Source organism: Streptomyces noursei (genome assembly GCF_016917755.1).
GTDB lineage: Bacteria > Actinomycetota > Actinomycetes > Streptomycetales > Streptomycetaceae > Streptomyces > Streptomyces yunnanensis.
Window position 1 is genome coordinate 6,475,448 of record NZ_CP070326.1, and the last position, 20,941, is coordinate 6,496,388.

The window sequence follows — 20,941 nt, forward strand, 5'->3', positions numbered from 1 at the left end:
GCCGTGCTGCGTCGGGTGCGGGGAAGGAGCGGGGACGTGCGGATCCTTCGGGCGGACGGGCGGGCGGCCGTGCCGTGGCGCAACGGCGGCGGGTTCACCCGCGAGGTCGCCGCGCATCCGCCGGGCGCGGGCTGGGACGCCTTCGCCTGGCGGGTGAGCCTGGCCGAGGTGACCCGGGACGGGCCGTACTCCCCGCTGCCCGGCGTCCGGCGGATCCTCACCGTCGTCGACGGCACCGGGCTGGAACTGACGGTGGACGGCGCCGTGCACCCGCTCCCCGGCCGCTACCGCCCCTTCGCCTTCCCCGGCGCCGCCGCCACCGACTCCCAGCTGCTCGACGGCCCGGTGGTCAATCTGAACGTGATGGTCCGGGAGGGGCGGACGGCGGCGCGCGTCACGATGGTGCGCGGGAGCCGGGAGCTGACGGGGGCGCGGACCGCGGTGGTGGTCGCGCTGGACGGCGGGACCCGGATCGATGCCGCGGCGGCGGGGGAGCCGGGCGTGCGGCTGGCACGGTACGACGCGGCCGTGTGGGAGCCGACGGGGGACGCGGCGGTGCCCGCGGTGGTGCGGACGGACGGGGTCGCGGCGGTGATCGAGCTCTCCGACGTCGTCCCCGATGCCCCGTCCGACGTCAACGGGTCCGCGGGGACGGGACGTTGACCAGGGTTTTGTACGGCTGGTAGCCGGAAACCGGTGGGCGGGCCGGACCGTCGGCCGTCGCGGGGTCCGCGTGTTCCACGGGGACGGCGGGTACGGCTGTGACGCCGGGCAGGGCGTCGAGCGCCGCCCGCAGCCGGTCCGCGGTGCCCCCGGTGAGGAATTCCCGCCGGGCCGAAGCGTCCGTCCACTCCGCGTAGTTGAGCACCCGTCCGCCGTCCTGGGCGAGGTGGAGGTGGGCGCCGAGCAGCCCCGGGACCCGTGCGCGGCCCAGGAGGTCGACGACGGTGTCGGCGAGGGCGCGCTGGGCGTCCGGGCCGGTGGTGGCGAAGACCGGGGTGGCCACGAAGCCGGGGCGGGCCGCGGGGCGTTCCTCGGGGACGTGGCTGCGGTAGCGGCGGTAGCGGGTCGGGCCGGGGCGGCGGATGCCCGGGAGGGCCTCGTCGATCGGGGCGATGGCCGCGGGGCGCCGGGTGCGCACCCACTCCCGGTGGGCTCGGTCGTCCGTCCACTGCGCGTAGTTGAGGACATGGCTGCCGTCGGCGCTCAGGAAGGTGGCGAGCGCCAGCATCGCGTCGGGCCGCGGTTGGTCCTCCCAGGCGGCGAGCACCGCGTCCGCCGCCGGGCGCTGGAAGCGGGCCTCCGGTACGAGCCAGGGGCTGATGAGGACGGTGGCGGCGTCGGGGCGGCGGACGTCGGGGAAGTCGATGGCGGGTGGCATGCGTGCTCCGTGGTGTCTCGGTGGCGGTGCCCGGAGCTTCGTCCCTCAAGTGTGGTTGAGGTCAAGGGGATGGAAGGGGGCACCCCACCTGTCAACGATGGCTGACAGGTGGGGTGTGTCAACCTAGATTGACAGTTATGACCGAGGCAACGGATCTCGCCGCACGGGCGAGCGACCCCGACCCGCGGGCCGGCCTCCGCGCCGTGGCCGCGCTCCGCCGGCTGTTGGAGCAGCTGGAGGCGGTACAGGTGCGCAGCGCCCGCGCGAAGGGCTGGTCGTGGCAGGAGATCGCCGCCGAGCTGGGAGTCAGCCGGCAGGCGGTCCACAAGAAACACGGGAGGCGTTGATGTCCGAGAGGTTCACGGCCGCCGCCCGGGCGGTGGTGGGCGGTGCGGTGGAGCACGCGGACCGCACCGGAAGCGACTGCGTCGGCGAACCTGAGCTGCTGCTCGCGCTGTTGGACCAGCGGGACTCGCCGGCCGCGGCGGCGACGGCACGCGCGGCGTCAGGCGCTCCGGTGGAGCCGGTGCTTGCACCGGGGGGCTCGGCGCGCCGCGGCCGGGGGTCGTCCGCGACCTGGCGGCGGATCGGCGGCGGGGCGGTCTCTCGGCGGCCGATACGGCGGCGCTGGCCGGACTCGGGATCGACGTCGACGCGGTCGTGGCCCGGGTGGAGGAGACGCACGGGGCCGGGGCGCCGGCCGGCGGGGGACGCCGGGTCGGGCGCGGCAAGCGGGTGCGCCGGACGTTCGCGCCGGAGGGCGAGGCGGTGTTGGAGCGCGCGCTGCGGATCGCGGTGGGCCGCGGCGATCGGCGCCTGGGCGACGAGCACCTGCTGCTGGCGCTGACCGCCGGGTCCGGCCCGGCCGGGGTAGTGCTGGCCGACCACGGGGTGACGTACGTACGACGCCGTGGCGCGGGTCCTGGCGGAGCACCCCGCCCGACGCGCGAGTTGACCGGTCCGAGGCGGAGCGCGGCGGTGTTGCCCGCGGCCCGGCCCGGCCGCCGCGCCCGGGCGCACTGGCCCGCGGGAATTCGGTGGAACGGGCCGCACCGGGCTGCGTACCGTGACCCGGATACCGGCCGGCGGCCGGCAGCCGGCGGCCGGTGCGCTCGCCCCTGCTCGCCCGCGGGCCGACCGGAGCGGCAAAAGGAGCACGTGGTGTCGGGTGGGGACCTCCCAGCGGTGGCTGGGGGAGGGGCGGCGGACGAGGGGTTCGGCGCGGTCGCGGAGGAGTTCCGGCGGAACTTCACCGAGCGCGGGGAGCTGGGCGCCGCTCTCACCGTCCACGTCGGCGGGCGCAAGGTCGTGGACCTGTGGGGCGGCACCGCCGACGCGCGGACCGGGCGGGCCTGGGAGGCGGACACCGCGGTTCCGGTGATGTCCTGCGCCAAGGGGCTGCTCGCGGTCAGCGCCCATCTGCTGGCGCAGCAGGGCGTCTGGGACCTGGACGCGCCGATCGCCGCGTACTGGCCGGAGTTCGGCCGGCACGGCAAGGAGCGGATCACCGCCCGGATGATGCTCACGCACACCGCCGGGATCCCGCTCGCCGAACGCAAGCTGACGTTCGATCAGATCATGGCGTGGACGCCGATGATCGAGGCGCTGGAGGAGCAGCCGCCCCTGTGGGAGCCCGGCACCGCGTACGAGTACCACGCGCATGCGCTGGGCTTCGTGCTCGGCGAGGTCGTCCGCCGGCTCACCGGGCTGAAGCCCGGCGCCTACTTCCGCCGGGCGATCGGCGACGACCTGGGCCTGCGCACCTGGATCGGGGTGCCGCAGGAGGAACTTCCGACGCTGGCCAGGCTGGTCGAGGCCGAGGGGCGCCCGACCCTGCCGCCGAGCGACTCGCTGATCATGCGGGCGCTGACGCTGCACGGCGCGGTGCCCTTCCCCGGCCTCGACGATCCGCACGGCTACAACGCGCCGGACGTGCTGACCCGGGAGTTCCCCGGGGCCGGCGCGGTCTCCTCGGCGCGCGGGCTGGCGGCGCTGTTCGCGGCCGTGGCGACCGGCGTGGAGGGCGGGCCGCGGCTGCTGGGCGAGGAGACCGTCACCGACGCCGTCCGGCCGCTGTCCGGCGGCCCGACCTTCTCGGGGCTGCCGGACCTCGGCGCCCGCTACGGCAGCGGCTTCCTGTTGGACTCGCCGTTCCGCCGGCTGCTGGGCCCGCGCTCCTTCGCCACCAGCGGGGCGGGCGGCCAGTTCGCCTTCGGCGACGACGAGTTCGGGGTCGGCTTCGGCTATGTCACCAACCGGCTGGGCGCCAGCGGCGACGTCCGCGCCGAGCGGCTGATCGAGGCCGTCCGGGCCTGCGTGGGGGCGCCGGCCGTCGCCTGAGTCCGGTCCGGCGGTAGGCGCCGCGAGCCTTCGCCCCCGGCGCCGACCGCCGGACCGGCCGCTACGCCTCCCGGTCCGCCTCCGTGCCGTCCGTCCCCGGGCGGCGCAGCAGCGTGCCGATGTGGGCGGCGGCGTCCGCCAGCCGCCGACGGGACTCGGTGAGCTGATCCTCGGTGACGCCGTGGTCGCGGGCGGCGTCCCGCAGATCGTCCCGGAAGCGGTCCAGCAGGCGGTCGAAGTCGCGGGCCGGATCGCCGCTGGCCGGTTCGGCGGCCCATGCGGGCGCGGGGGGCTCCTCGGGGGCGCGCACGTCGTGGGACGCCGACGCGGCGGGCTCCGGCGCCGCCGGGGCCTGCTTGGTGAGGTCGATCCGCTCGGCCGCCACCCGGGTGCCGTCCGGGGCGGTCCCGGCGTGCTCCTCGGCCGGGGCGGCGTCGGTCGGGGCGGTGTCGTGCGGGGCGCCCGTGAAGCGGCCGACCTCGCGGGAGACCTCGCTCAGCGCCTCCCGCACCGCCGCCGACCAGTCGCCGGTGCGCACCGCCCCCTGGGTCTGCTCCTGCACGCGCCTGATGACCCGCTGGATCTCCTCGCGGGCGAACACCTGGGCGTCCCGGGCCTGTTTGCGGGCCCGCTGGGCGTCCTGCTTGGCGCGGCGGCTCTCCTCCTTGGCGCGCCGGGCCTGTTCCTTCCACTCCTCCTTGGCGCGCCGGAACTCTTCCTTCGCCTGCCGCCAGGAGTCCTTGTCGCCGAACGCGGCGTCGAAGTAGTCCGAGGCTTCCGGGAACGGCCGCCCGCCGGCTTTGCGCCCGGCCTTCCCGGCGCCCGCCCGGGCCTGCTGGGCGGCCTCCTTGACCTCCCGGCGCAGGTCCCGCGCCGAGCCGCTGACGTCCTCCCGGATGTCGGAGGCGAGGGCCGCCACCGACTCCCGGATCTCCAGCTCCAGATCGGCGAGTTCACCGCCGCGGTCGGCCAGTTCGGCGCGGCCGGCGTCGGTGATGGCGTAGACCTTGCGGCCGCCCTCGGTGGTGTGGTTGACCAGGCCCTCGGCCTCCAGCTTGGCCAGCCGCGGGTAGACCGTGCCGGCGGACGGGGCGTAGAGCCCCTGGAAGCGCTCCTCCAGGAGGCGGATGATCTCGTAGCCGTGTCGCGGGGCCTCGTCGAGCAGCTTGAGGAGGTAGAGGCGCAGACGGCCGTGGGCGAAGACGGGGGGCATGCTCAGAGCACCTTCTTCCCGGCGGGCGGGGTCGTGGGGGAGGGGCCGTCGCCCGGCTCGCCGGCCGGGCCGCCGTCGGCCTCCTCGTAGGCGGGACGGCGCAGCAGGGCGAGAGCGCCGGAGACGGTGGTCGCCTTGAGCCGGCCGGTGCCGGCGCCCAGCGAGCCGGTGATCCGCTTGGTGCCCCACTGGCCGCTGACCCGCAGGTCGTCGAAGGCGTTGGTGACCACGCCGGTGGTGGTGTTGGCCTCGACCTTGGCGTCGGCCGGGTCGGGCAGCCGGATGGCGATCTCGCCGGAGATCGTGGTCAGGTCGATCTCCGCGCCCGCCGCCGGGTCCAGGTCCAGGACCATGTCACCGCTGACGGAGTCGGCGTGCACCGCGCCGCCGGCGCCCTCGACGACCGTCAGATCGCCGGAGACGGAGTTGAACTCCAGGGATCCGGTGAGGGCCTGCGCCTCGACGTCGCCGGAGACGGTGTCGGCGCGGACCGGGCCGGAGAGGCCGACGAGGGTGCTGTTCCCGCTGACCCCGCGCAGTTCGGTGCGCCCGGCGATGCCGGAGACGACCGCGGTGGCGCCGACCACCCCGACCTCGACGCGGGTGGTGGTCGGCACCGTCACCGAGACCACCGCGCTGCGGTTCCAGCCCCGGCGGTCCAGGAACTTCAGGAAGCCCTTCCACTGCACGTCGTCATAGCCGACGCAAAGGACGCCGTCCTCGTAGGAGACCTCCACCGGCGGACCGTGCAGCTCGGAGATCTCCAGCCGGGCCGGCCCGCCCTCGGAGGTGCCGACGACGTTGACGGTGCCGCCCACCAGGCGGACGGTCAGGGCGCTGACGGGTTCCTCGATCTCCAGCGTGCGTGCTGTGGAGACCGTCCACTCGGTCCGGGCTGACATACCTGGCCTCCCCTAGGTAGGCAGACAACGCAACATATCGCGTCTTCGTTAGACACGATATATCGCAGCCTGTGGGAGTCAAGTGGATCCGTCCCTGACCGTGCCCTGATACACCCCTTTCGTTCACCCTAGGTGACGCCGGCGGGCCGGCGCCCCGGCCGGTGCCTACTCGTCGTCGTCCTCGTCGTCCAGCCGGGCCAGCCAGGTGGCCAGCCGCTCCACCGGCACCTCGAAGTCCGGGTTGAGGTCGACGAACGTCCGCAGCTGATCGGCCAGCCACCCGAGGGTGACCTCCTCGTCGCCGCGCCGGTTCTCCAGCTCCTCGATGCCGCGGTCAGTGAAATACACGTGCTCTCCAGCAGGTCAATGGGACAGTGCGGCCAGGATAGGCAGCCGCGCGGACCGCCCGTGCCGCGGGCGGCGGGTGGCCGTACCGCCCCCTCCGACAGCCCGAAGGGCCCGCCCCACCCGGAGGTGGTGACGGGCCCTTCGGGGACCGTGTTCAGCGGTGGCCGACCGCTCAGGCGTCGAAGACCTCCGCCATGAGCTGGGCCTGCTCGGCCTGGTGCCGCTTGGCCGAGCCGACCGCCGGCGACGAGCCGTGCGGCCGCGAGATGCGGCGCAGGCGCTCACCGTGCGGGACGTCGGCGCCGACCGCCAGGTCCAGGTGGTCGATCAGGTTGAGACCGAGGAACGGCCAGGCACCCTGGTTCGCCGGCTCCTCCTGCGCCCACAGGTACTTCCCGGCGTTCGGGAACTTCTTGATCTCCGCCTGGAGTTCGGCACCCGGCAGCGGGTACAGCCGCTCGATGCGCACCAGCGCGGTGTCGAAGGCGCCGCGCTTCTCCCGCTCGGCCTCCAGGTCGTAGTAGACCTTGCCGGAGCAGAAGACGACCTTGCGGACGTCCTCGGCCTTGACCGTGCTGTCGCCGATGACCGGACGGAAGCCGCCGGTGGTGAACTCCGCCGTCTTCGACGCCGCCGCCTTCAGACGCAGCATCGACTTCGGGGTGAAGACGATCAGCGGCTTGTGGTGCGGGTTGTGCACCTGCCAGCGCAGCAGGTGGAAGTAGTTCGACGGGAGCGTCGGCATCGCGACGGTCATGTTGTTCTGCGCGCACAGCTGGAGGTAGCGCTCGATCCGGGCCGAGGAGTGGTCCGGGCCCTGGCCCTCGTAGCCGTGCGGGAGCAGCAGGGTGACGCCGGAGGTCTGGCCCCACTTCTGCTCCGCCGAGGAGATGAACTCGTCGATGACGGTCTGCGCGCCGTTGGCGAAGTCGCCGAACTGCGCCTCCCACATGACCAGCGACTCCGGACGCGCCAGCGAGTAGCCGTACTCGAAGCCCATCGCCGCGTACTCGCTGAGCAGCGAGTCGTAGACGTTGAAGCGGGCCTGGTCGTCGGACAGGTACAGCAGCGGGGTGTAGTCCTCGCCGGTCTTCCGGTCGATCAGCACCGCGTGGCGCTGGCCGAACGTGCCGCGGCGGGAGTCCTGGCCGGCGAGCCGGACGGGGGTGCCCTCCATCAGCAGCGAGCCGATGGCCAGGGTCTCGCCCATGCCCCAGTCGATGGTGTCGTCCTCGATCATCGCCGCCCGGCGCTGCAGCTGCGGCAGCAGACGCGGGTGGACGGTGATGTGGTCGGGGATGTTGACCTGGGACTCGGCGATCCGCTTGACGACCTCCTGGGAGATCGCGGTGTCCACGAAGACCGGGAACTCGGCCTTGGGCTGCGGCACCTCGGGGGTGACCGGGGCCGTCGTGGCGTCGCGGACTTCGGTGAAGACCTTCTCCAGCTGGCCCTGGAAGTCCTGCAGCGCCTGCTCGGCCTCTTCGAGGGTGATGTCGCCCCGGCCGATCAGCGACTCGGTGTAGAGCTTGCGCACCGAGCGCTTCTTGTCGATCAGGTCGTACATCAGCGGCTGGGTGAAGGCCGGGTTGTCCGACTCGTTGTGGCCGCGGCGGCGGTAGCAGATCAGGTCGATGACCACGTCCTTGTTGAACGCCTGGCGGAACTCGAAGGCGAGCCGCGCGACGCGGACGACGGCCTCGGGGTCGTCGCCGTTGACGTGGAAGATCGGGGCCTCGATCATGCGGGCCACGTCCGTCGCGTACATGGAGGAACGCGAGGACTCGGGGGCCGCGGTGAAGCCGACCTGGTTGTTGATGACGACGTGGACCGTGCCGCCGGTGCGGTAGCCGCGCAGCTGCGACATGTTCAGCGTCTCGGCGACCACGCCCTGGCCGGCGAACGCCGCGTCGCCGTGCAGCTGGATCGGCAGGACGGTGAAGTCCGTGCCGCCCTTGTTGATGATGTCCTGCTTGGCGCGGGAGACACCCTCGACGACCGGGTCCACGGCCTCCAGGTGGGAGGGGTTGGCGGTCAGCGAGACCTTGATCTGCTCGCCGTCCAGGCCGGTGAAGGTGCCCTCGGCGCCCAGGTGGTACTTCACGTCGCCGGAGCCGTGCATCGACTTCGGGTCGAGGTTGCCCTCGAACTCGCGGAAGATCTGCGCGTAGGACTTGCCGACGATGTTGGCGAGGACGTTGAGGCGGCCACGGTGGGCCATGCCGATGACGACCTCGTCCAGCCGCGCCTCGGCCGCGGAGTCGATGACCGCGTCCAGCAGCGGGATGACCGATTCGCCGCCCTCCAGCGAGAACCGCTTCTGGCCGACGTACTTGGTCTGCAGGAACGTCTCGAACGCCTCGGCGGAGTTCAGCCGGCGCAGGATGCGCAGCTGCTCGTCGCGCTCGGGCGACTTGTGCGTGCGCTCGACCCGGTCCTGGATCCACTTGCGCTGCTTGGGGTCCTGGATGTGCATGAACTCGATGCCGGTGGTACGGCAGTACGAGTCGCGCAGCACGCCGAGGATGTCGCGCAGCTTCATCATGGACTTGCCGGCGAAGCCGCCGACCGCGAACTCCCGCTCCAGGTCCCACAGGGTGAGGCCGTGCTCGGTGATGTCCAGGTCGGGGTGCTTGCGCTGGTGGTACTCCAGCGGGTCGGTGTCGGCCATGACGTGGCCGCGGACCCGGTAGGAGTGGATCAGCTCGAAGACCCGGGCGGCCTTGGTGACGTCGTCGTCGTGCGAGGCGTCGATGTCGCGCAGCCAGCGGATCGGCTCGTAGGGGATCCGCAGCGACTTGAAGATGTCGTCGAAGAAATCGTTCTCGCCGAGCAGCAGCTGGCTCATGATCCGCAGGAACTCGCCGGAGGCGGCGCCCTGGATCACCCGGTGGTCGTACGTGCTGGTCAGCGTCATGACCTTGGAGACGCCCAGCTTGTTCAGGGCGTCCTGCGAGGTGCCCTGGAACTCGGCCGGGTAGTCCATCGAGCCGACGCCCATGATCATGGACTGGCCGGGCATCAGACGGGGCACCGAGTGGACGGTGCCGATGCCGCCGGGGTTGGTCAGCGACGCGGTGACCCCGGTGAAGTCGGCCATCGTGAGCTTGTTGTCACGGGCCCGGCGGACGATGTCCTCGTACGCCTGCCAGAACTCGAAGAAGGTCATCGTCTCGGCCTTCTTGATGGCCGCGACGACCAGCTGGCGCTCGCCCTTCGCCTTGACCAGGTCGATCGCCAGGCCGAGGTTGATGTGCGGGGGCTTGACCAGCGTCGGCTTGCCGTCCTTCTCCGCGAAGGAGTTGTTCATCGACGGCATGGCCTTGAGGGCCTGCACCATGGCGTACCCGATGATGTGCGTGAAGGAGACCTTCCCGCCGCGGGCGCGCTTGAGGTGGTTGTTGATGACGATCCGGTTGTCGAACAGCAGCTTCACCGGGACCGCGCGGACGGACGTGGCCGTCGGCAGCTCCAGGGACGCGCTCATGTTCTTCGCCACGGCCGCCGACGGGCCGCGCAGCGTCACGAGCTCCGGACCCTCGGGGGCCTCGGCGGGCTGCTTGGCGGCCGGCGCCGGCTTCGCCGCGGGCTTGGCGGGCGCGGTCTTGACCGGCGCCGCCGCGGCGGGCTTCGCCGGGGTGGCCGCGGGGGCAACGGCGGGCTTCGGCGCGGCCGCGGGGGCCGGGGCCGACGGAGCCGGGGCGGGGGACGAGCCCTCCGCGGGCTTGGCCGGCGCCGCGGGGCGCGCGGCGTCAGCCGTCCCGGCGCCGCCCGGCTTGTAGTCGGCGAAGAAGTCCCACCAGGCTCGGTCTACCGAGTTCGGGTCCTGGAGGTACTGCTGGTAGATCTCGTCGACGAGCCACTCGTTGGGCCCGAACGCGGCGGCAGGATTCTTCCCCTGCTCTCCTTGTTCGGTCGAGACACTCGCACTGTTGGGGGACTGTAGCGACACGGCGGCAACCGCCCTCTTCCGCTTCCTAAGGTGGTGGACAGCGGGAATAAAGGCTACGCCTCTTGTGACCTTTGGTGCAGTCCGGGAGGGCCACTCGTCGCGCACGTCACATTCACCGAAGGGTTTCAGGGTCTGACTTGGCGGGAAACACACGTGGTTTGCCCGTGTGCGGGTAGCGCTCATCGCCGTTGCACCCCGGAATGAGTGCTCCCGCCACCGACCCTACGTCAGTCGACGTCAACCCCGGGATGACTCCAGCCCCGGAAGAGTGACCCGGATCCGGCAACCCCGGGATGATTCCGCCACCCCGATCCGTCCGCCGTGCAGGTCCACCGCCCAGCGCGCGATCGCCAGGCCCAGCCCCGTCCCGCCGTCGGTGCCCGGGCCCGAGGGGCCGGGGCCGCCGCGGTTGAACCGCTCGAAGACCCGGTAGCGCTCGGACTCCGGAATGCCGGGGCCCTCGTCCTGCACCTCCAGCACCAGGCTCGCCGGCCCGTCGCCGCGCCGGGCCCGGACCGTGACCCGGCCGTGCCGCGGGCTGTGCTTGATGGCGTTGTCGATGAGGTTGGCGACGACCTGGTGGAGCCGCTCGGCGTCGGCGTACGCGGTCAGCTCCGGCGGGGAGACGTCGAGGTGCAGATGGACGTCGGTACGGGTGTGGGTGCCGGAGCTGGCGAGGCCGGAGAGGGTGGAGGCGCCGCGGCTCATGTTGGCCTCCTTGAGCACCCCGGACAGGTACGGCCAGACCTCGAAGCGTCGGGCGTGCAGCGGCACCACGCCGTTGTCCAGCCGGGACAGGTCCAGCAGGTGCTCCACCAGCCGGCCCAGCCGCTCGGTCTGCTTCAGCGCCGTGCGCATGGTGTCGGAGTCGGGCTCGCAGACGCCGTCGACGACGTTCTCCAGCACCGCGCGCAGCGCCGCGATGGGGGTGCGCAGCTCGTGCGAGACGTTGGCGACCAATTCCTTGCGGTGGGTGTCCACCGCCTCCAGGTCGGCGGCCATGCGGTTGAAGGCGTCGGCCAGGTCGCCGAACTCGTCGCGGCGGCCGGCGCGCACCCGGCGGGTGTAGTCACCGTGCGCCATCGCCCGGGTGACGTCGGTCATCTCGCCGAGCGGGGCGGTCAGGCCGGTCGCCACGAACTGGGTGATCAGCAGCGAGGCGATGATCGAGAAGACCGTGATCACCCGCAGCTCGGTCGCCGAGTGCATCGCCACGAAGACCAGGAGTGTGGTGATGATCACCGAGATGATCACCAGGGCGCCGAGCGCCGCCTTGACCGAGCGGTACGGGTCCAGGGGGCGCAGCGCCTCCCAGGTCCGGTCCCACAGGGCGCGCGCCCGTGGCCGCCACTGACGGATCATGCCGGCGGGGTCTCCAGGGCGTACCCCACGCCGTGGACGGTGCGGATGCGCTCGGCTCCGATCTTGCGGCGCAGTGCCTTGATGTGGCTGTCGACCGTCCGCGTGCCCGACGCGTCCGCCCAGTCCCAGACCTCGGCCAGCAGCTGCTCGCGGGAGAGCACCGCGCGCGGGGTGTTCGCCAGGCAGACCAGCAGGTCGAACTCGGTGGGGGTGAGGTGGACGTCGGTGCCGCGCACCCGTACCCGGCGCTGGGCGTGGTCGATCTCCAGCTCGCCCAGCCGCAGGATGCCGCTGCGCGGGGTGTGCGCGGCCAGCGCGGCCCGCTCGACCCGGCGCAGCAGGACGTGCACCCGGGCGGCCAGCTCCCGCATGGAGAACGGCTTGGTCATGTAGTCGTCGGCGCCGACCCCGAGGCCGACCAGCATGTCGGTCTCGTCGTCGCGGGCGGTGAGCATCATCACCGGCACCGGGCGCTGGGCCTGCACCCGACGGCACACCTCCAGGCCGTCGAAGCCCGGCAGCATCACGTCGAGCACGAGCAGGTCCGGCTGCCACGCCTCGGCGGTGTCGACCGCGGCCGGGCCGTCGGTGGCCGTCTGCACCTGGAACCCCTCGGCGCGCAGCCGGGCCGCGATGGCCTCGACGATCGTCGGATCGTCCTCCACGACCAGGACCCGGCGCTGGGCGCCCGGCGTGGCCGCGGTGGTGCCGCCCTGGGTTGTCTGAGTCTGGTCCATCGCCCGCCCCTGCATGTGCCCTGCGTGGTCGCGTCTTGCTGGGCAGCAGCGTAAGGGCATGATGTGACAGTCGGCTACGCGCCCTACGCGGACCGGAGCGCCAGGTGGACGACGTCCGGGACGCCTCGGGCAACCGGCATCTCTTCCGTCCTTACACCCTCGAAACCGGCATTTCTCAGCGCCTGTTCGAACGCCGGCGAGGGCCGGGCCGACCACACGGCGAGCACCCCGCCCGAGGTCAGACGGTCCCGGCAGGCGGCCAGGCCGGCGGGGGAGTAGAGGCCGTCGTTGTCCTCGGTGACGGTCCAGTCGGGGCCGTTGTCGATGTCCAAGCACAGGGCGTCGTAGGCGAGTTGGCCGGCGTCCGTGCACAGGTGCGCCACCAGGTCGGTGTGCAGGATCTCGGTGCGGGGATCGGCCAGTGCCGGCCCGGAGACCGCCGCCAGCGGGCCCGTGCGGTGCCAGTCGATCACCGCCGTCTCCCGCTCGACGACCGTGATCCGGCCCCACCGCGGCTCGTCCGCGGCCCGGGCCAGCGAGAAGCCCACGCCCAGTCCGCCGATCAGTACCGAGGGGCTCTCGCGGTCGGGCGGCAGGGCGGCCAGCGCGGCGTCCACCAGCAGCCGTTCGGAGCGGCCGTCGGAGGTGTCCATCAGGAAGCAGCCGTTGGCGATGATCTCGTAGACCGGGCCGCACCTCCCGGGCGCCGCAAGGGCGTTGGGGTTTGCGGCGGCCGGACCCCGCTGCCGCAGCACCACCTCCCCGTAGGGGCCCTCGCGGCGGTCGAGGGTGCGTACGGCCGGCTCGTCGCCGGCGGTCGGATGCCAGGGGTGAACGGGAGCCATGCGGCCATCTTGACCACAGTCCGGCGCGGCGGTCCAACGGTTTCGGACCCGGTTCCGGGACGGTTCCGGGGCGATTCCGCGAGGCCGACACGCGCAACGCCGTGCATCGCACGAGGGTTGAGGGCTGTGAGGGATATCACCCGCACAGCTGACTCATGGGTTGGCCGGGCACAGTGGAGCGCGGACGATGCGCGGGGCGGCGGAAGGGGCCTGGAATGGCGAGTGCGGTGGAGACGGCCGGCGGCGCGCCGGCCGGGGACGGGGCGGCGCCGGACAGCGGTGCGCCGGTCCTCCTCGCCGGGCTGCCCCGGCAGCGCGGCGGCGCGGGCGCGCCGGCCGCGCACCCCACCGCCCCGGTCCCCGCCGCCCGCCGCCCCTGGACGGGCCTGCGCCCCTGGCGGCTGCTCCCCACCCCGACCGGCACCCCCTTCACGTTCGGTTACGCGCTGCTGCTCGTGGCCACCTCGCTCTTCGCCGAGCACGGCAACCCCTCCGTGGTCTCCGCACTGCTCCAGGGCTCCAGCACCGACGTGGTCCACCTCGCACAGGCGCCGCTGCTGGTGCTGGTCGCCAGCGCGCTGTGGATCGCCGGCGGGCTGACCTCGGGGTACGCCGTCGCCTTCCTCTTCGTGCTGACCGCCCTGGAGCGGCGGATCGGCGGGGTGCGCAGCGCGGTGGTGTTCTTCGGCGGGCACGCGCTGGCCACCCTCGCCACCGAGGTGCCGATCGGCTTCTCGGTCGCCGCCGGCGGGCTGCCGGACAGCTCGCTGCACCGCCTCGACTACGGCATCAGCTTCGGTGTGATGGCCTGCCTGGGGGCGCTCGCCGGGCTGTTGCCCGCCTGGGCGCGCTGGCCGCTGCTGGCCGCCGGCGGCTACCAGGCGGTGACCGGGCTGCTCGCCTACATCGACCCGATGACCGACTGGGGCCATCTGCTCTCGCTCGCCCTGGGTGTCGCCGCCTGGCCGTTGCTGCGCTGCTGGCAGGCGCGGCGGGCCGGGCCCCCGCCGCTGCCCGGGGACCTGGGCCATCCGGCGCTCCGGACGCCCGGGCTGCCGCGGACGTCCTGGTTCCCGGCGCCGCCCGGTGCTCGGGCCGCCCGGCCCGCCGCGGGTCACGGACAATGGGACTCCTCGCGGGCGCTTGGTAGGGAGGGCGCCCGCCGGCCGTAGGAGCAGAGAAGAACCGTGTCGCACGAGCACCGCCGCCCCGCCCAGGACCGCACGTCCGCCCCGACGCAATCCCCGGACGCCGCCCGGTTGCCGCTGCTCTCCGACTGCGGGAACTGCTTCGGCCTGTGCTGTGTGGCGCTGCCGTTCGCGCGCTCGGCGGACTTCGCCCTCGACAAGGAGGCCGGGCGGCCCTGCCCGAACCTCCAGGCCGACTTCCGCTGCGGCGTCCACCAGGAACTGCGGCAGCGCGGCTTCTCCGGCTGCACGGTCTTCGAGTGCTTCGGCGCCGGCCAGAAGATCTCCCAGGTCACCTTCCAGGGGCAGGACTGGCGGACCGCGCCGGAGACCGCCCGGCCGATGTTCGACGCGTTCGCCGTGATGCGTCAGCTGCACGAACTGCTCTGGTACCTGACCGAGGCGGTGGCGCTGCCCGCTGCCCGCCCGCTGCGGGACGAGCTGCGGGCGGCCCTGGAGAAGACCGAGCGGCTGACCCTGGGCACCGCGGAGGAACTGGCCGGGCTGGACGTGCCCGCCCACCGGGGCGAGGTCAACACCCTGCTGCTGCGGGTCGGCGAGCTGGTCCGGGCGAAGGTCCCGGGCCGGAAGAAGGACCGGCGCGGCGCGGACCTGATGGGGGCACGCCTGACGGGCGCGGACCTCAAGGGCGCCAACCTGCGCGGCGCCTATCTCATCGCCGCCGACCTGCGGGGCGCCGACCTGCGCTCCGCGGACATGATCGGCGCCGACCTCCGGGACGCCGATCTGCGCGGCGCCGACCTCACCGGCAGCATCTTCCTGACGCAGGCCCAGGTGAACGCCGCCCGGGGCGACGCGGCCACCAGGCTGCCGCGCGGGCTGCGCCGCCCCGCCCACTGGTAGCGGCGCCCGCTTGTCCTCGGCCGGGCCCACCGCCCCTGGCCCGTAACCGAGTTGCCGTCACCTGATCGCTCACAGCGAACACGCGCGAGGGAACAACGGCAGGGCTCCCAGCATTGAGTGGGTAAAGCTCAACTTGCTTGCCGAAGGGGAGATCATGACTGCTGAGTCCGCTCGGTCGACGGAGTCCACACCGCTCACCCTGCCCGTGCTGCCCCTCGACGACGAGGTCGTCCTGCCCGGCATGGTGGTGCCCCTGGACCTGTCCGACGCCGAGGTACGCGCCGCCGTGGAGGCCGCCCAGGCCGCTGCGTCATCGGGCAGCAAGCCCCGTGTGCTGCTGGTGCCGCGGATCGACGGGACGTACGCGGGGATCGGCACGCTCGGGCGGATCGAGCAGGTCGGACGGCTGTCCGACGGCGATCCCGGGGCCCTGATCCGGGGGCTGGGCCGGGTGCGGATCGGCTCCGGCACCACCGGGCCGGGCGCCGCGCTCTGGGTGGAGGGGACCGCCGTCGAGGAGAAGGTCCCGGACCCTTCCCCAAGCTCTCAACACCGTTCGAGCAGGGGAGGCCCCAATCCCGGAGCGGTCACCGAACTCGTCACGGAATACAAGGCACTGGCCACCAGCTGGCTGCGCAAGCGCGGCGCCTGGCAGGTCGTGGACCGGGTCGCCGGCATCGACGACGTCCCCACGCTCGCCGACAACGCCGGCTACCTGCCGTTCCTGACGGGCGAGCAGAAGCTCCAGCTGCTGGAGACCACCGACCCGGTGGCCCGGCTGAAGTACGCCACCGAGGTGCTCCGCTCCCACCTGGCCGAGCAGGACGTCGCCGAGTCCATCGCCAAGGACGTCCAGGAGGGCGTCGACAAGCAGCAGCGGGAGTTCCTGCTGCGCCGGCAGCTGGACGCGGTCCGCAAGGAACTGCGCGAGCTGAACGGCGAGAACTCCAAGGACTCGGGCGAGGAGTCCGACGACTACCGCGCCCGCGTGGAGGCCGCCGACCTGCCGGAGAAGGTCCGCGAGGCGGCCCTGAAGGAGGTCGACAAGCTGGAGCGGGCCAGCGACCAGAGCCCGGAGGGCAGCTGGATCCGGACCTGGCTCGACACCGTCCTGGAACTCCCCTGGAGCGAGCGGACCGAGGACGCCTACGACATCGCGGGCGCCCGGCAGGTCCTGGACGCCGACCACGCGGGCCTGGAGGACGTCAAGGAGCGGATCACCGAGTACCTGGCCGTGCGCAAGCGGCGCGCCGAGCGGGGGCTCGGGCTCGTCGGCGGGCGCCGCGGCGGTGCGGTGCTGGCGCTGGTCGGGCCGCCGGGCGTCGGAAAGACCTCGCTCGGGGAATCCGTGGCGCGGGCCATGGGGCGGAAGTTCGTCCGGGTCGCCCTCGGCGGCGTGCGGGACGAGGCGGAGATCCGCGGCCACCGGCGGACGTACGTCGGGGCGCTCCCCGGCCGGATCGTGCGGGCCGTCAAGGAGGCCGGCTCGATGAACCCGGTCGTCCTCCTCGACGAGATCGACAAGGTGGGCTCCGACTACCGGGGCGACCCGGCCGCCGCCCTCCTGGAAGTGCTGGACCCCGCGCAGAACCACACCTTCCGGGACCACTACCTGGAGGTCGAACTGGACCTCTCCGACGTGGTGTTCCTGGCCACCGCCAACGTCTTGGAGGCGATCCCCGAGCCGCTTTTGGACCGGATGGAACTGGTCCGGCTGGACGGCTACACCGAGGACGAGAAGGTCGTCATCGCCCGGGACCACCTGGTGCCGCGCCAGTTGGAGCGGGCCGGACTGGAGCCCGGCGAGGTGACCGTCGCCGACGCCGCGCTGCGCAGGCTGGCCGGCGAGTACACCCGCGAGGCGGGCGTGCGGAACCTGGAGCGCTCGGTCGCCCGGCTGCTGCGCAAGGTGGCCGCCCGGCACGAACTGGGCGAGCAGGAGCTGCCGTTCACCGTCGGGGTGGACGAGCTGCGCCCGCTGCTCGGGCGTCCGCACCACACCCCGGAGTCGGCCCAGGACCCGGCCGAGCGGCGGACCGCGGTGCCCGGTGTGGTCACCGGTCTGGCGGTCACCGGCGCCGGCGGCGACGTGCTCTACGTCGAGGCGTCGCTGGCCGACCCGGAGACCGGCGCCTCCGGGCTCCACCTGACCGGCCAGCTGGGCGACGTGATGAAGGAGTCGGCGCACATCGCGCTGTCCTTCCTGCGCTCGCACGGCGCCGAACTGGAGCTCCCGGTGGGCGACCTGAAGGAGCGCGGGGTCCATCTGCACGTCCCGGCCGGCGCCGTCCCCAAGGACGGCCCCAGCGCGGGCATCACGATGACCACCGCGCTGGCCTCGCTGCTGTCGGGCCGGCAGGTCCGTCCGGACGTGGCGATGACCGGCGAGGTCTCGCTCACCGGGCGGGTGCTGCCGATCGGCGGCGTCAAGCAGAAGCTGCTGGCGGCGCACCGGGCCGGCATCGCCACCGTGATCATCCCCAAGCGCAACGAACCGGACCTGGACGACGTCCCGGCCGAGGTCCTCGAAGCGCTGGAGGTGCACCCGGTCGCGGACGTGAGGCAGGTGCTGGAACTGGCTCTGACGCCGGCCGCGAACGGCCGGCGGCCGGAGGTCCCGGTCGCGGCGTAGCGCACGGCCGGTGACGTCCGGCACGGGCCGGCCCGCCCCTCGTCAGGGGGACGGGCCGGCCCGCCGCGCGTCAGCCGTTGGCCAGCGCCTGGAGCCGGTCGTAGGCCCCGTTGAACTTGTTGTGGTCACCGACCGTCGGGCCGGTCGAGGTGTACTGCCAGATGGTGTGGAAGCCCCAGCCGGCCGGGAGTTCGCCGACCGAGGAGCCGTAGCGGGGGATCCACAGCGGGTTGATGCTGCCGAAGGCGCCGGAGTTTCCGGTGCACTGCTTCCACCAGCCGGTGGAGGTGTAGACGACCGCGTCCCGGCCGGTGCGCGCCTTGTAGGTGGCGAACCAGTCCTTCATCCAGTTCACCAGCCCGGCCGCGCTCAGCCCGTAACAGGTGGCGCCGTAGGGGTTGTACTCCATGTCCAGCGCGCCGGGCAGCGTCTTGCCGTCCTTGGACCAGCCGCCGCCGTGGTCGACGAAGTAGTTGGCCTGGGCGGCGCCGCTGGAGGTGTCGGGTGTGGCGAAGTGGTACGCGCCGCGGATCATGCCGATGTTGTAGGAGCCGTTGTACTGCTGCGCGAAGGAGGGATTGGTGTAGCTGGTGGACTCGGTGGCCTTGACGTAGGCGAACTTCACGCCGCTGTTCCACAGCGTCGACCAGGCGACATTGCCGTTGTGGCTGCTGACGTCCACGCCCTCGACGGTCGCGGCCAGCGAGGGCGACGGGAGGGCACCGCCCTTGGTGCCCTCGTGCTTGGCGATCTGGGAGCCGGCCCAGTCGAGTTCGGGGTGGCGGGGTTCGGGTGCGCGCGCGGTGGCGGCGGCACCGGCCGTGCCGGGCAGGCCGACGAGGAGGGAGACGGTCGCGAGGAGGGTCCCGGCCACGGTCGCGCGGGAGCGCACGGAGCGGTGGGGGGAGCCGGATCTGAGCACGGGCATTTACGTGCCTCCGTAGATCTCGGTGGATCTCGATGCGGTGACTCCGAGGGTGACTCCGAGAAGGAAGTGACCTCTGAGGGGGGAGGTACCGGCACCACGTTTGGTGTGGTCATGCCAGAAAAGACGATACGCGCGTAGAACCCCGTGACAAAAGGGGGCCGCGGGCTGCCGTTGGTCTACTCCTGCGAAATACTGGCCCAACTGCGGTTCCACCCACCCGGGACAGAAAATTTCAGCCGGACGGAAACGCGGGGCGAACACGACGGGGGATTTGTTGGACGAGCGGGACAACGCGGGAAAGGGTGCTGACGTGCACGAGACCGGAGCCGGCGGTACCACGGCGGACGGCGAGCCGATGGGTGTGGACCCCGCATTCCTGTCCCTGGAACGGGAATTGGCGGTGTTTCTGCGCCGCGCCCGGGCCTCCTCCGGCGAGCTCTCCCGCGAGGTCCACCCCGACCTCGAACCGGCCGCCTACGGCCTGCTGGTGCGGCTCGCCGACGCCGGCGCCCAGCGCGCCACCGACCTCGCCGCCTTCTTCGGCGTCGGCAAGGCGACCATAAGCCGCCAACTGCACGCCCTGGAGCGGCTCGGGCTGGTCGCCCGCGCACCCGACCCGGCCGACGGCCGCGCGGTCCTGGTGCGGATCACCGACGAGGGCCGGGACCGCTTCAACCGCGTCCGCACCGCCCGCCGCGCCCGCTACGCCCGCCGCCTCGCCTCCTGGGACCGCGCCGAGGTCGCCGAACTCGCCCGTCTCCTGCACCGACTGAACGCGGAGCAGGAGGGCGAGCACGAGGGCGAGCAGGGGCGCGAGCAGGAGGGCGGGCACGAGGGGCAGGACGGCTGAGGCATCTCCCGGCCCTGCTGTCACGGCGCGACGTGGATCACCGCCGCGTCGTCCCGGGCCTTCCCCCGCGGGTGTGCGGCACCCTCCGGGTCCGCCGCCTCCAGTTCCCGCACCCGGTCGATCAGCGCCTGCGGCCCGGCCTCGGCGACCAGCGCCGCGCACTGGGCCCAGGAGCCCGCGCGGAAGACCTCCACCCAGCGGCCCGCGCCGTCGCTGAGCGCCGTCAGCGAGCGGAGCCCGGCGCGCGGGGTGGTGCCGGTGAGCGCGCGGGCGGCCACCGACGGATCGGCGGCCGCGGTGAAGAAACCGCCCTCGGCGTTGCGCAGCGCCTCCACCGCGCGGACGTACTCCCGGGCCGCGGCGGCGCGTTCGCCGGATCCGCGGGGCAGCGCCCGGACCGTCGCGCGCCGCGCGCGGACCGCGGGCGGGAGGTCGTCGAGCCGGGTGTCCCGCACGGGATGCACCGAGCCGTCCGCCTTCTCCAGGAGCAGTACGGAATCGGACAACACCAGGTGTTCCACGGTCTCCCGGGACCAGCGCGCGGCGACCACCGTCGCCTGCGGCGTCCGAGGGTGAGAAAGGTCACAGGTGTCGCGGTGCGCCTCGGCCGTTCTGGTCACGGCCGCGGCGAGCGCCTCAGTCAGCGTCATATCGCGGCGTGAAACCGACAGTTCGAGCATTGCGCCCCCGAGCCGCGCGGTGAACCACGGCACGGAATGGACACAGCCGCAGTCCCCCTCCGGAGGGGTCACCCCGTCCAGCAGCACCAGGGCGCCGCCGTCGCCGGAGGCCGGCAGGGCGACCGACGCGTAGTCCTCGTTGGGGCGTTGGGGATCGCCCGGCTCGGTGGCGAGTTCGATGCGCATACCGGAGAGTCTGCCGGAGGTGGCCGAAAAGGCCCGGTGACCGGCCGTCGCATCGGAAGGTGGGGCGATAGTGGCCCGCAGGTGCGCGGGGCGCCCGGTGTCGGCTGCGGGCGGGCATCCTTCCAGGACCGGCACGCATCTCCAAACCCGTCGGGGGGTTGCGCAAGGTTGCGGCCGAAACTGATGCCGCACGGAAGTTGATGCCCAAACTCCGATTGCTGTTCACTCGTTCAGGTGGCCGGGCATGTGTTGCCGAGCCACTGCGCGGCGCCGGTGGAATGGTCGATTCCCGGAGTAACCGGGGTGGTCAGGACGTTCGTCGCGACGCGCAGAGCCGGGCTGTTCCCCTTTCGCGGAATTGTGCGCTGCCGCGGTCTTCGCGCAGATCCGCCCCGCGAGCGGTGAGCGAGCCGGGTCCGCGACGCCGACACGGCGTGGGCAGGCGAGATGAGGAAGTGCGAGCAGCGGTGCGGAAGAAGCGGCTTCGGGGCGGCGCAGGGAAGCCGGGGTCACCGGCCGGATCGGTCTCGGTAC

The 20,941-nt window shown here is 73.0% G+C and carries 18 protein-coding genes; 7 read left to right on the plus strand and 11 right to left on the minus strand.

Annotated elements, in window-relative coordinates; genetic code table 11:
• The first annotated feature begins 36 nt into the window (after positions 1-36).
• A complete protein-coding gene (locus JNO44_RS28450; protein ID WP_205366641.1) occupies positions 37-663 on the plus strand; it encodes a HutD/Ves family protein in 627 nt (208 codons plus the stop codon).
• Here the strand turns inward: JNO44_RS28450 and JNO44_RS28455 are convergent.
• Positions 635-1,381, minus strand: coding sequence for an antibiotic biosynthesis monooxygenase (locus tag JNO44_RS28455; protein WP_205366642.1), 747 nt, complete (start codon positions 1,379-1,381; stop codon positions 635-637). The two genes, JNO44_RS28450 and JNO44_RS28455, sit on opposite strands and share 29 nt — an antisense overlap.
• 137 nt (positions 1,382-1,518) lie before the next feature.
• Between JNO44_RS28455 and JNO44_RS28460 the strand changes: the two genes are divergently transcribed.
• The gene (locus JNO44_RS28460; RefSeq protein WP_039640853.1) at positions 1,519-1,728 is read left to right on the plus strand and encodes a helix-turn-helix domain-containing protein; all 210 of its coding nucleotides are present in this window, start codon (positions 1,519-1,521) and stop codon (positions 1,726-1,728) included.
• Here JNO44_RS28460 and JNO44_RS45485 read toward each other — a convergent pair.
• Entirely contained in the window at positions 1,688-2,269 is a 582-nt protein-coding gene (locus JNO44_RS45485; protein ID WP_478219200.1) for a hypothetical protein, read from the minus strand. The two genes, JNO44_RS28460 and JNO44_RS45485, sit on opposite strands and share 41 nt — an antisense overlap.
• Before the next feature lie 273 nt (positions 2,270-2,542).
• Here JNO44_RS45485 and JNO44_RS28470 point away from each other — a divergent pair, with 273 nt between their 5' ends.
• Positions 2,543-3,721 (plus strand): serine hydrolase domain-containing protein, encoded by a 1,179-nt coding sequence (locus JNO44_RS28470; RefSeq protein WP_420882758.1) that lies wholly within the window; start codon positions 2,543-2,545, stop codon positions 3,719-3,721.
• A 61-nt stretch (positions 3,722-3,782) separates the two neighbouring features.
• Here the strand turns inward: JNO44_RS28470 and JNO44_RS28475 are convergent, their stop codons facing one another.
• From JNO44_RS28475 to JNO44_RS28505, 7 genes are all read right to left on the minus strand, one after another.
• Complete coding sequence (locus JNO44_RS28475; protein ID WP_205366643.1) at positions 3,783-4,934, minus strand: PadR family transcriptional regulator; 1,152 nt, start codon at positions 4,932-4,934, stop codon at positions 3,783-3,785.
• Between the two features lie 2 nt (positions 4,935-4,936).
• Entirely contained in the window at positions 4,937-5,836 is a 900-nt protein-coding gene (locus JNO44_RS28480; RefSeq protein ID WP_073443501.1) for a DUF4097 family beta strand repeat-containing protein, read from the minus strand.
• Positions 5,837-6,001: 165 nt separating this feature from the next.
• Positions 6,002-6,184 (minus strand): DUF6104 family protein, encoded by a 183-nt coding sequence (locus JNO44_RS28485; protein ID WP_039632829.1) that lies wholly within the window; start codon positions 6,182-6,184, stop codon positions 6,002-6,004.
• 172 nt (positions 6,185-6,356) lie between these two features.
• Positions 6,357-10,136, minus strand: a complete 3,780-nt coding sequence (locus JNO44_RS28490; protein ID WP_205366644.1) for a multifunctional oxoglutarate decarboxylase/oxoglutarate dehydrogenase thiamine pyrophosphate-binding subunit/dihydrolipoyllysine-residue succinyltransferase subunit — start codon at positions 10,134-10,136, stop codon at positions 6,357-6,359.
• 237 nt (positions 10,137-10,373) lie between these two features.
• A complete protein-coding gene (locus JNO44_RS28495; protein WP_205366645.1) occupies positions 10,374-11,498 on the minus strand; it encodes a HAMP domain-containing sensor histidine kinase in 1,125 nt (374 codons plus the stop codon).
• Positions 11,495-12,235 (minus strand): response regulator transcription factor, encoded by a 741-nt coding sequence (locus JNO44_RS28500; protein ID WP_018536131.1) that lies wholly within the window; start codon positions 12,233-12,235, stop codon positions 11,495-11,497. Before JNO44_RS28500 ends, JNO44_RS28495 begins: the two co-directional genes overlap by 4 nt.
• Positions 12,236-12,318: 83 nt before the next feature.
• The gene (locus JNO44_RS28505; RefSeq protein ID WP_205366646.1) at positions 12,319-13,080 is read right to left on the minus strand and encodes a spermidine synthase family protein; all 762 of its coding nucleotides are present in this window, start codon (positions 13,078-13,080) and stop codon (positions 12,319-12,321) included.
• 215 nt (positions 13,081-13,295) lie between these two features.
• Here JNO44_RS28505 and JNO44_RS28510 point away from each other — a divergent pair, with 215 nt between their 5' ends.
• The 3 genes from JNO44_RS28510 (at position 13,296) to lon (ending at position 17,763) form a co-directional block, all read left to right on the plus strand.
• The gene (locus JNO44_RS28510; RefSeq protein WP_235094381.1) at positions 13,296-14,252 is read left to right on the plus strand and encodes a rhomboid-like protein; all 957 of its coding nucleotides are present in this window, start codon (positions 13,296-13,298) and stop codon (positions 14,250-14,252) included.
• Between the two features lie 15 nt (positions 14,253-14,267).
• Positions 14,268-15,131, plus strand: a complete 864-nt coding sequence (locus JNO44_RS28515) for a pentapeptide repeat-containing protein (protein ID WP_420882696.1) — start codon at positions 14,268-14,270, stop codon at positions 15,129-15,131.
• A 154-nt stretch (positions 15,132-15,285) separates the two neighbouring features.
• Positions 15,286-17,763, plus strand: a complete 2,478-nt coding sequence (gene lon / locus JNO44_RS28520; protein ID WP_205366647.1) for an endopeptidase La — start codon at positions 15,286-15,288, stop codon at positions 17,761-17,763.
• A 70-nt stretch (positions 17,764-17,833) separates the two neighbouring features.
• Here lon and JNO44_RS28525 read toward each other — a convergent pair whose 3' ends face one another.
• On the minus strand, positions 17,834-18,691 hold the full coding sequence (locus tag JNO44_RS28525) for a lysozyme (protein ID WP_205366648.1): 858 nt from the start codon (positions 18,689-18,691) through the stop codon (positions 17,834-17,836).
• 310 nt (positions 18,692-19,001) lie between these two features.
• Between JNO44_RS28525 and JNO44_RS28530 the strand changes: the two genes are divergently transcribed.
• Positions 19,002-19,541 carry a MarR family winged helix-turn-helix transcriptional regulator gene (locus JNO44_RS28530; RefSeq protein ID WP_420882697.1) on the plus strand — a complete coding sequence of 180 codons (540 nt, stop codon included), beginning with the start codon at positions 19,002-19,004 and terminating at the stop codon, positions 19,539-19,541.
• 20 nt (positions 19,542-19,561) lie between these two features.
• On the opposite strand, the gene JNO44_RS28535 is transcribed toward JNO44_RS28530, so the two are convergent.
• On the minus strand, positions 19,562-20,407 hold the full coding sequence (locus tag JNO44_RS28535) for a hypothetical protein (RefSeq protein WP_205366649.1): 846 nt from the start codon (positions 20,405-20,407) through the stop codon (positions 19,562-19,564).
• Positions 20,408-20,941 lie beyond the last annotated feature (534 nt).

What these genes read in the sequence shown, in the direction of transcription:
- JNO44_RS28525 (WP_205366648.1), bottom strand. Translation starts at nt 18,691, where the DNA reads ATGCCCGTGCTCAGATCCGGCTCCCCCCACCGCTCCGTGCGCTCCCGC.
- JNO44_RS28495 (WP_205366645.1), bottom strand. Translation starts at nt 11,498, where the DNA reads ATGATCCGTCAGTGGCGGCCACGGGCGCGCGCCCTGTGGGACCGGACC.
- JNO44_RS28460 (WP_039640853.1), top strand. Translation starts at nt 1,519, where the DNA reads ATGACCGAGGCAACGGATCTCGCCGCACGGGCGAGCGACCCCGACCCG.
- JNO44_RS28480 (WP_073443501.1), bottom strand. Translation starts at nt 5,836, where the DNA reads ATGTCAGCCCGGACCGAGTGGACGGTCTCCACAGCACGCACGCTGGAG.
- JNO44_RS28535 (WP_205366649.1), bottom strand. Translation starts at nt 20,407, where the DNA reads ATGCGCATCGAACTCGCCACCGAGCCGGGCGATCCCCAACGCCCCAAC.
- JNO44_RS28475 (WP_205366643.1), bottom strand. Translation starts at nt 4,934, where the DNA reads ATGCCCCCCGTCTTCGCCCACGGCCGTCTGCGCCTCTACCTCCTCAAG.
- JNO44_RS28505 (WP_205366646.1), bottom strand. Translation starts at nt 13,080, where the DNA reads ATGGCTCCCGTTCACCCCTGGCATCCGACCGCCGGCGACGAGCCGGCC.
- lon (WP_205366647.1), top strand. Translation starts at nt 15,286, where the DNA reads ATGACTGCTGAGTCCGCTCGGTCGACGGAGTCCACACCGCTCACCCTG.
- JNO44_RS28500 (WP_018536131.1), bottom strand. Translation starts at nt 12,235, where the DNA reads ATGGACCAGACTCAGACAACCCAGGGCGGCACCACCGCGGCCACGCCG.
- JNO44_RS28510 (WP_235094381.1), top strand. Translation starts at nt 13,296, where the DNA reads ATGGCGAGTGCGGTGGAGACGGCCGGCGGCGCGCCGGCCGGGGACGGG.
- JNO44_RS28455 (WP_205366642.1), bottom strand. Translation starts at nt 1,381, where the DNA reads ATGCCACCCGCCATCGACTTCCCCGACGTCCGCCGCCCCGACGCCGCC.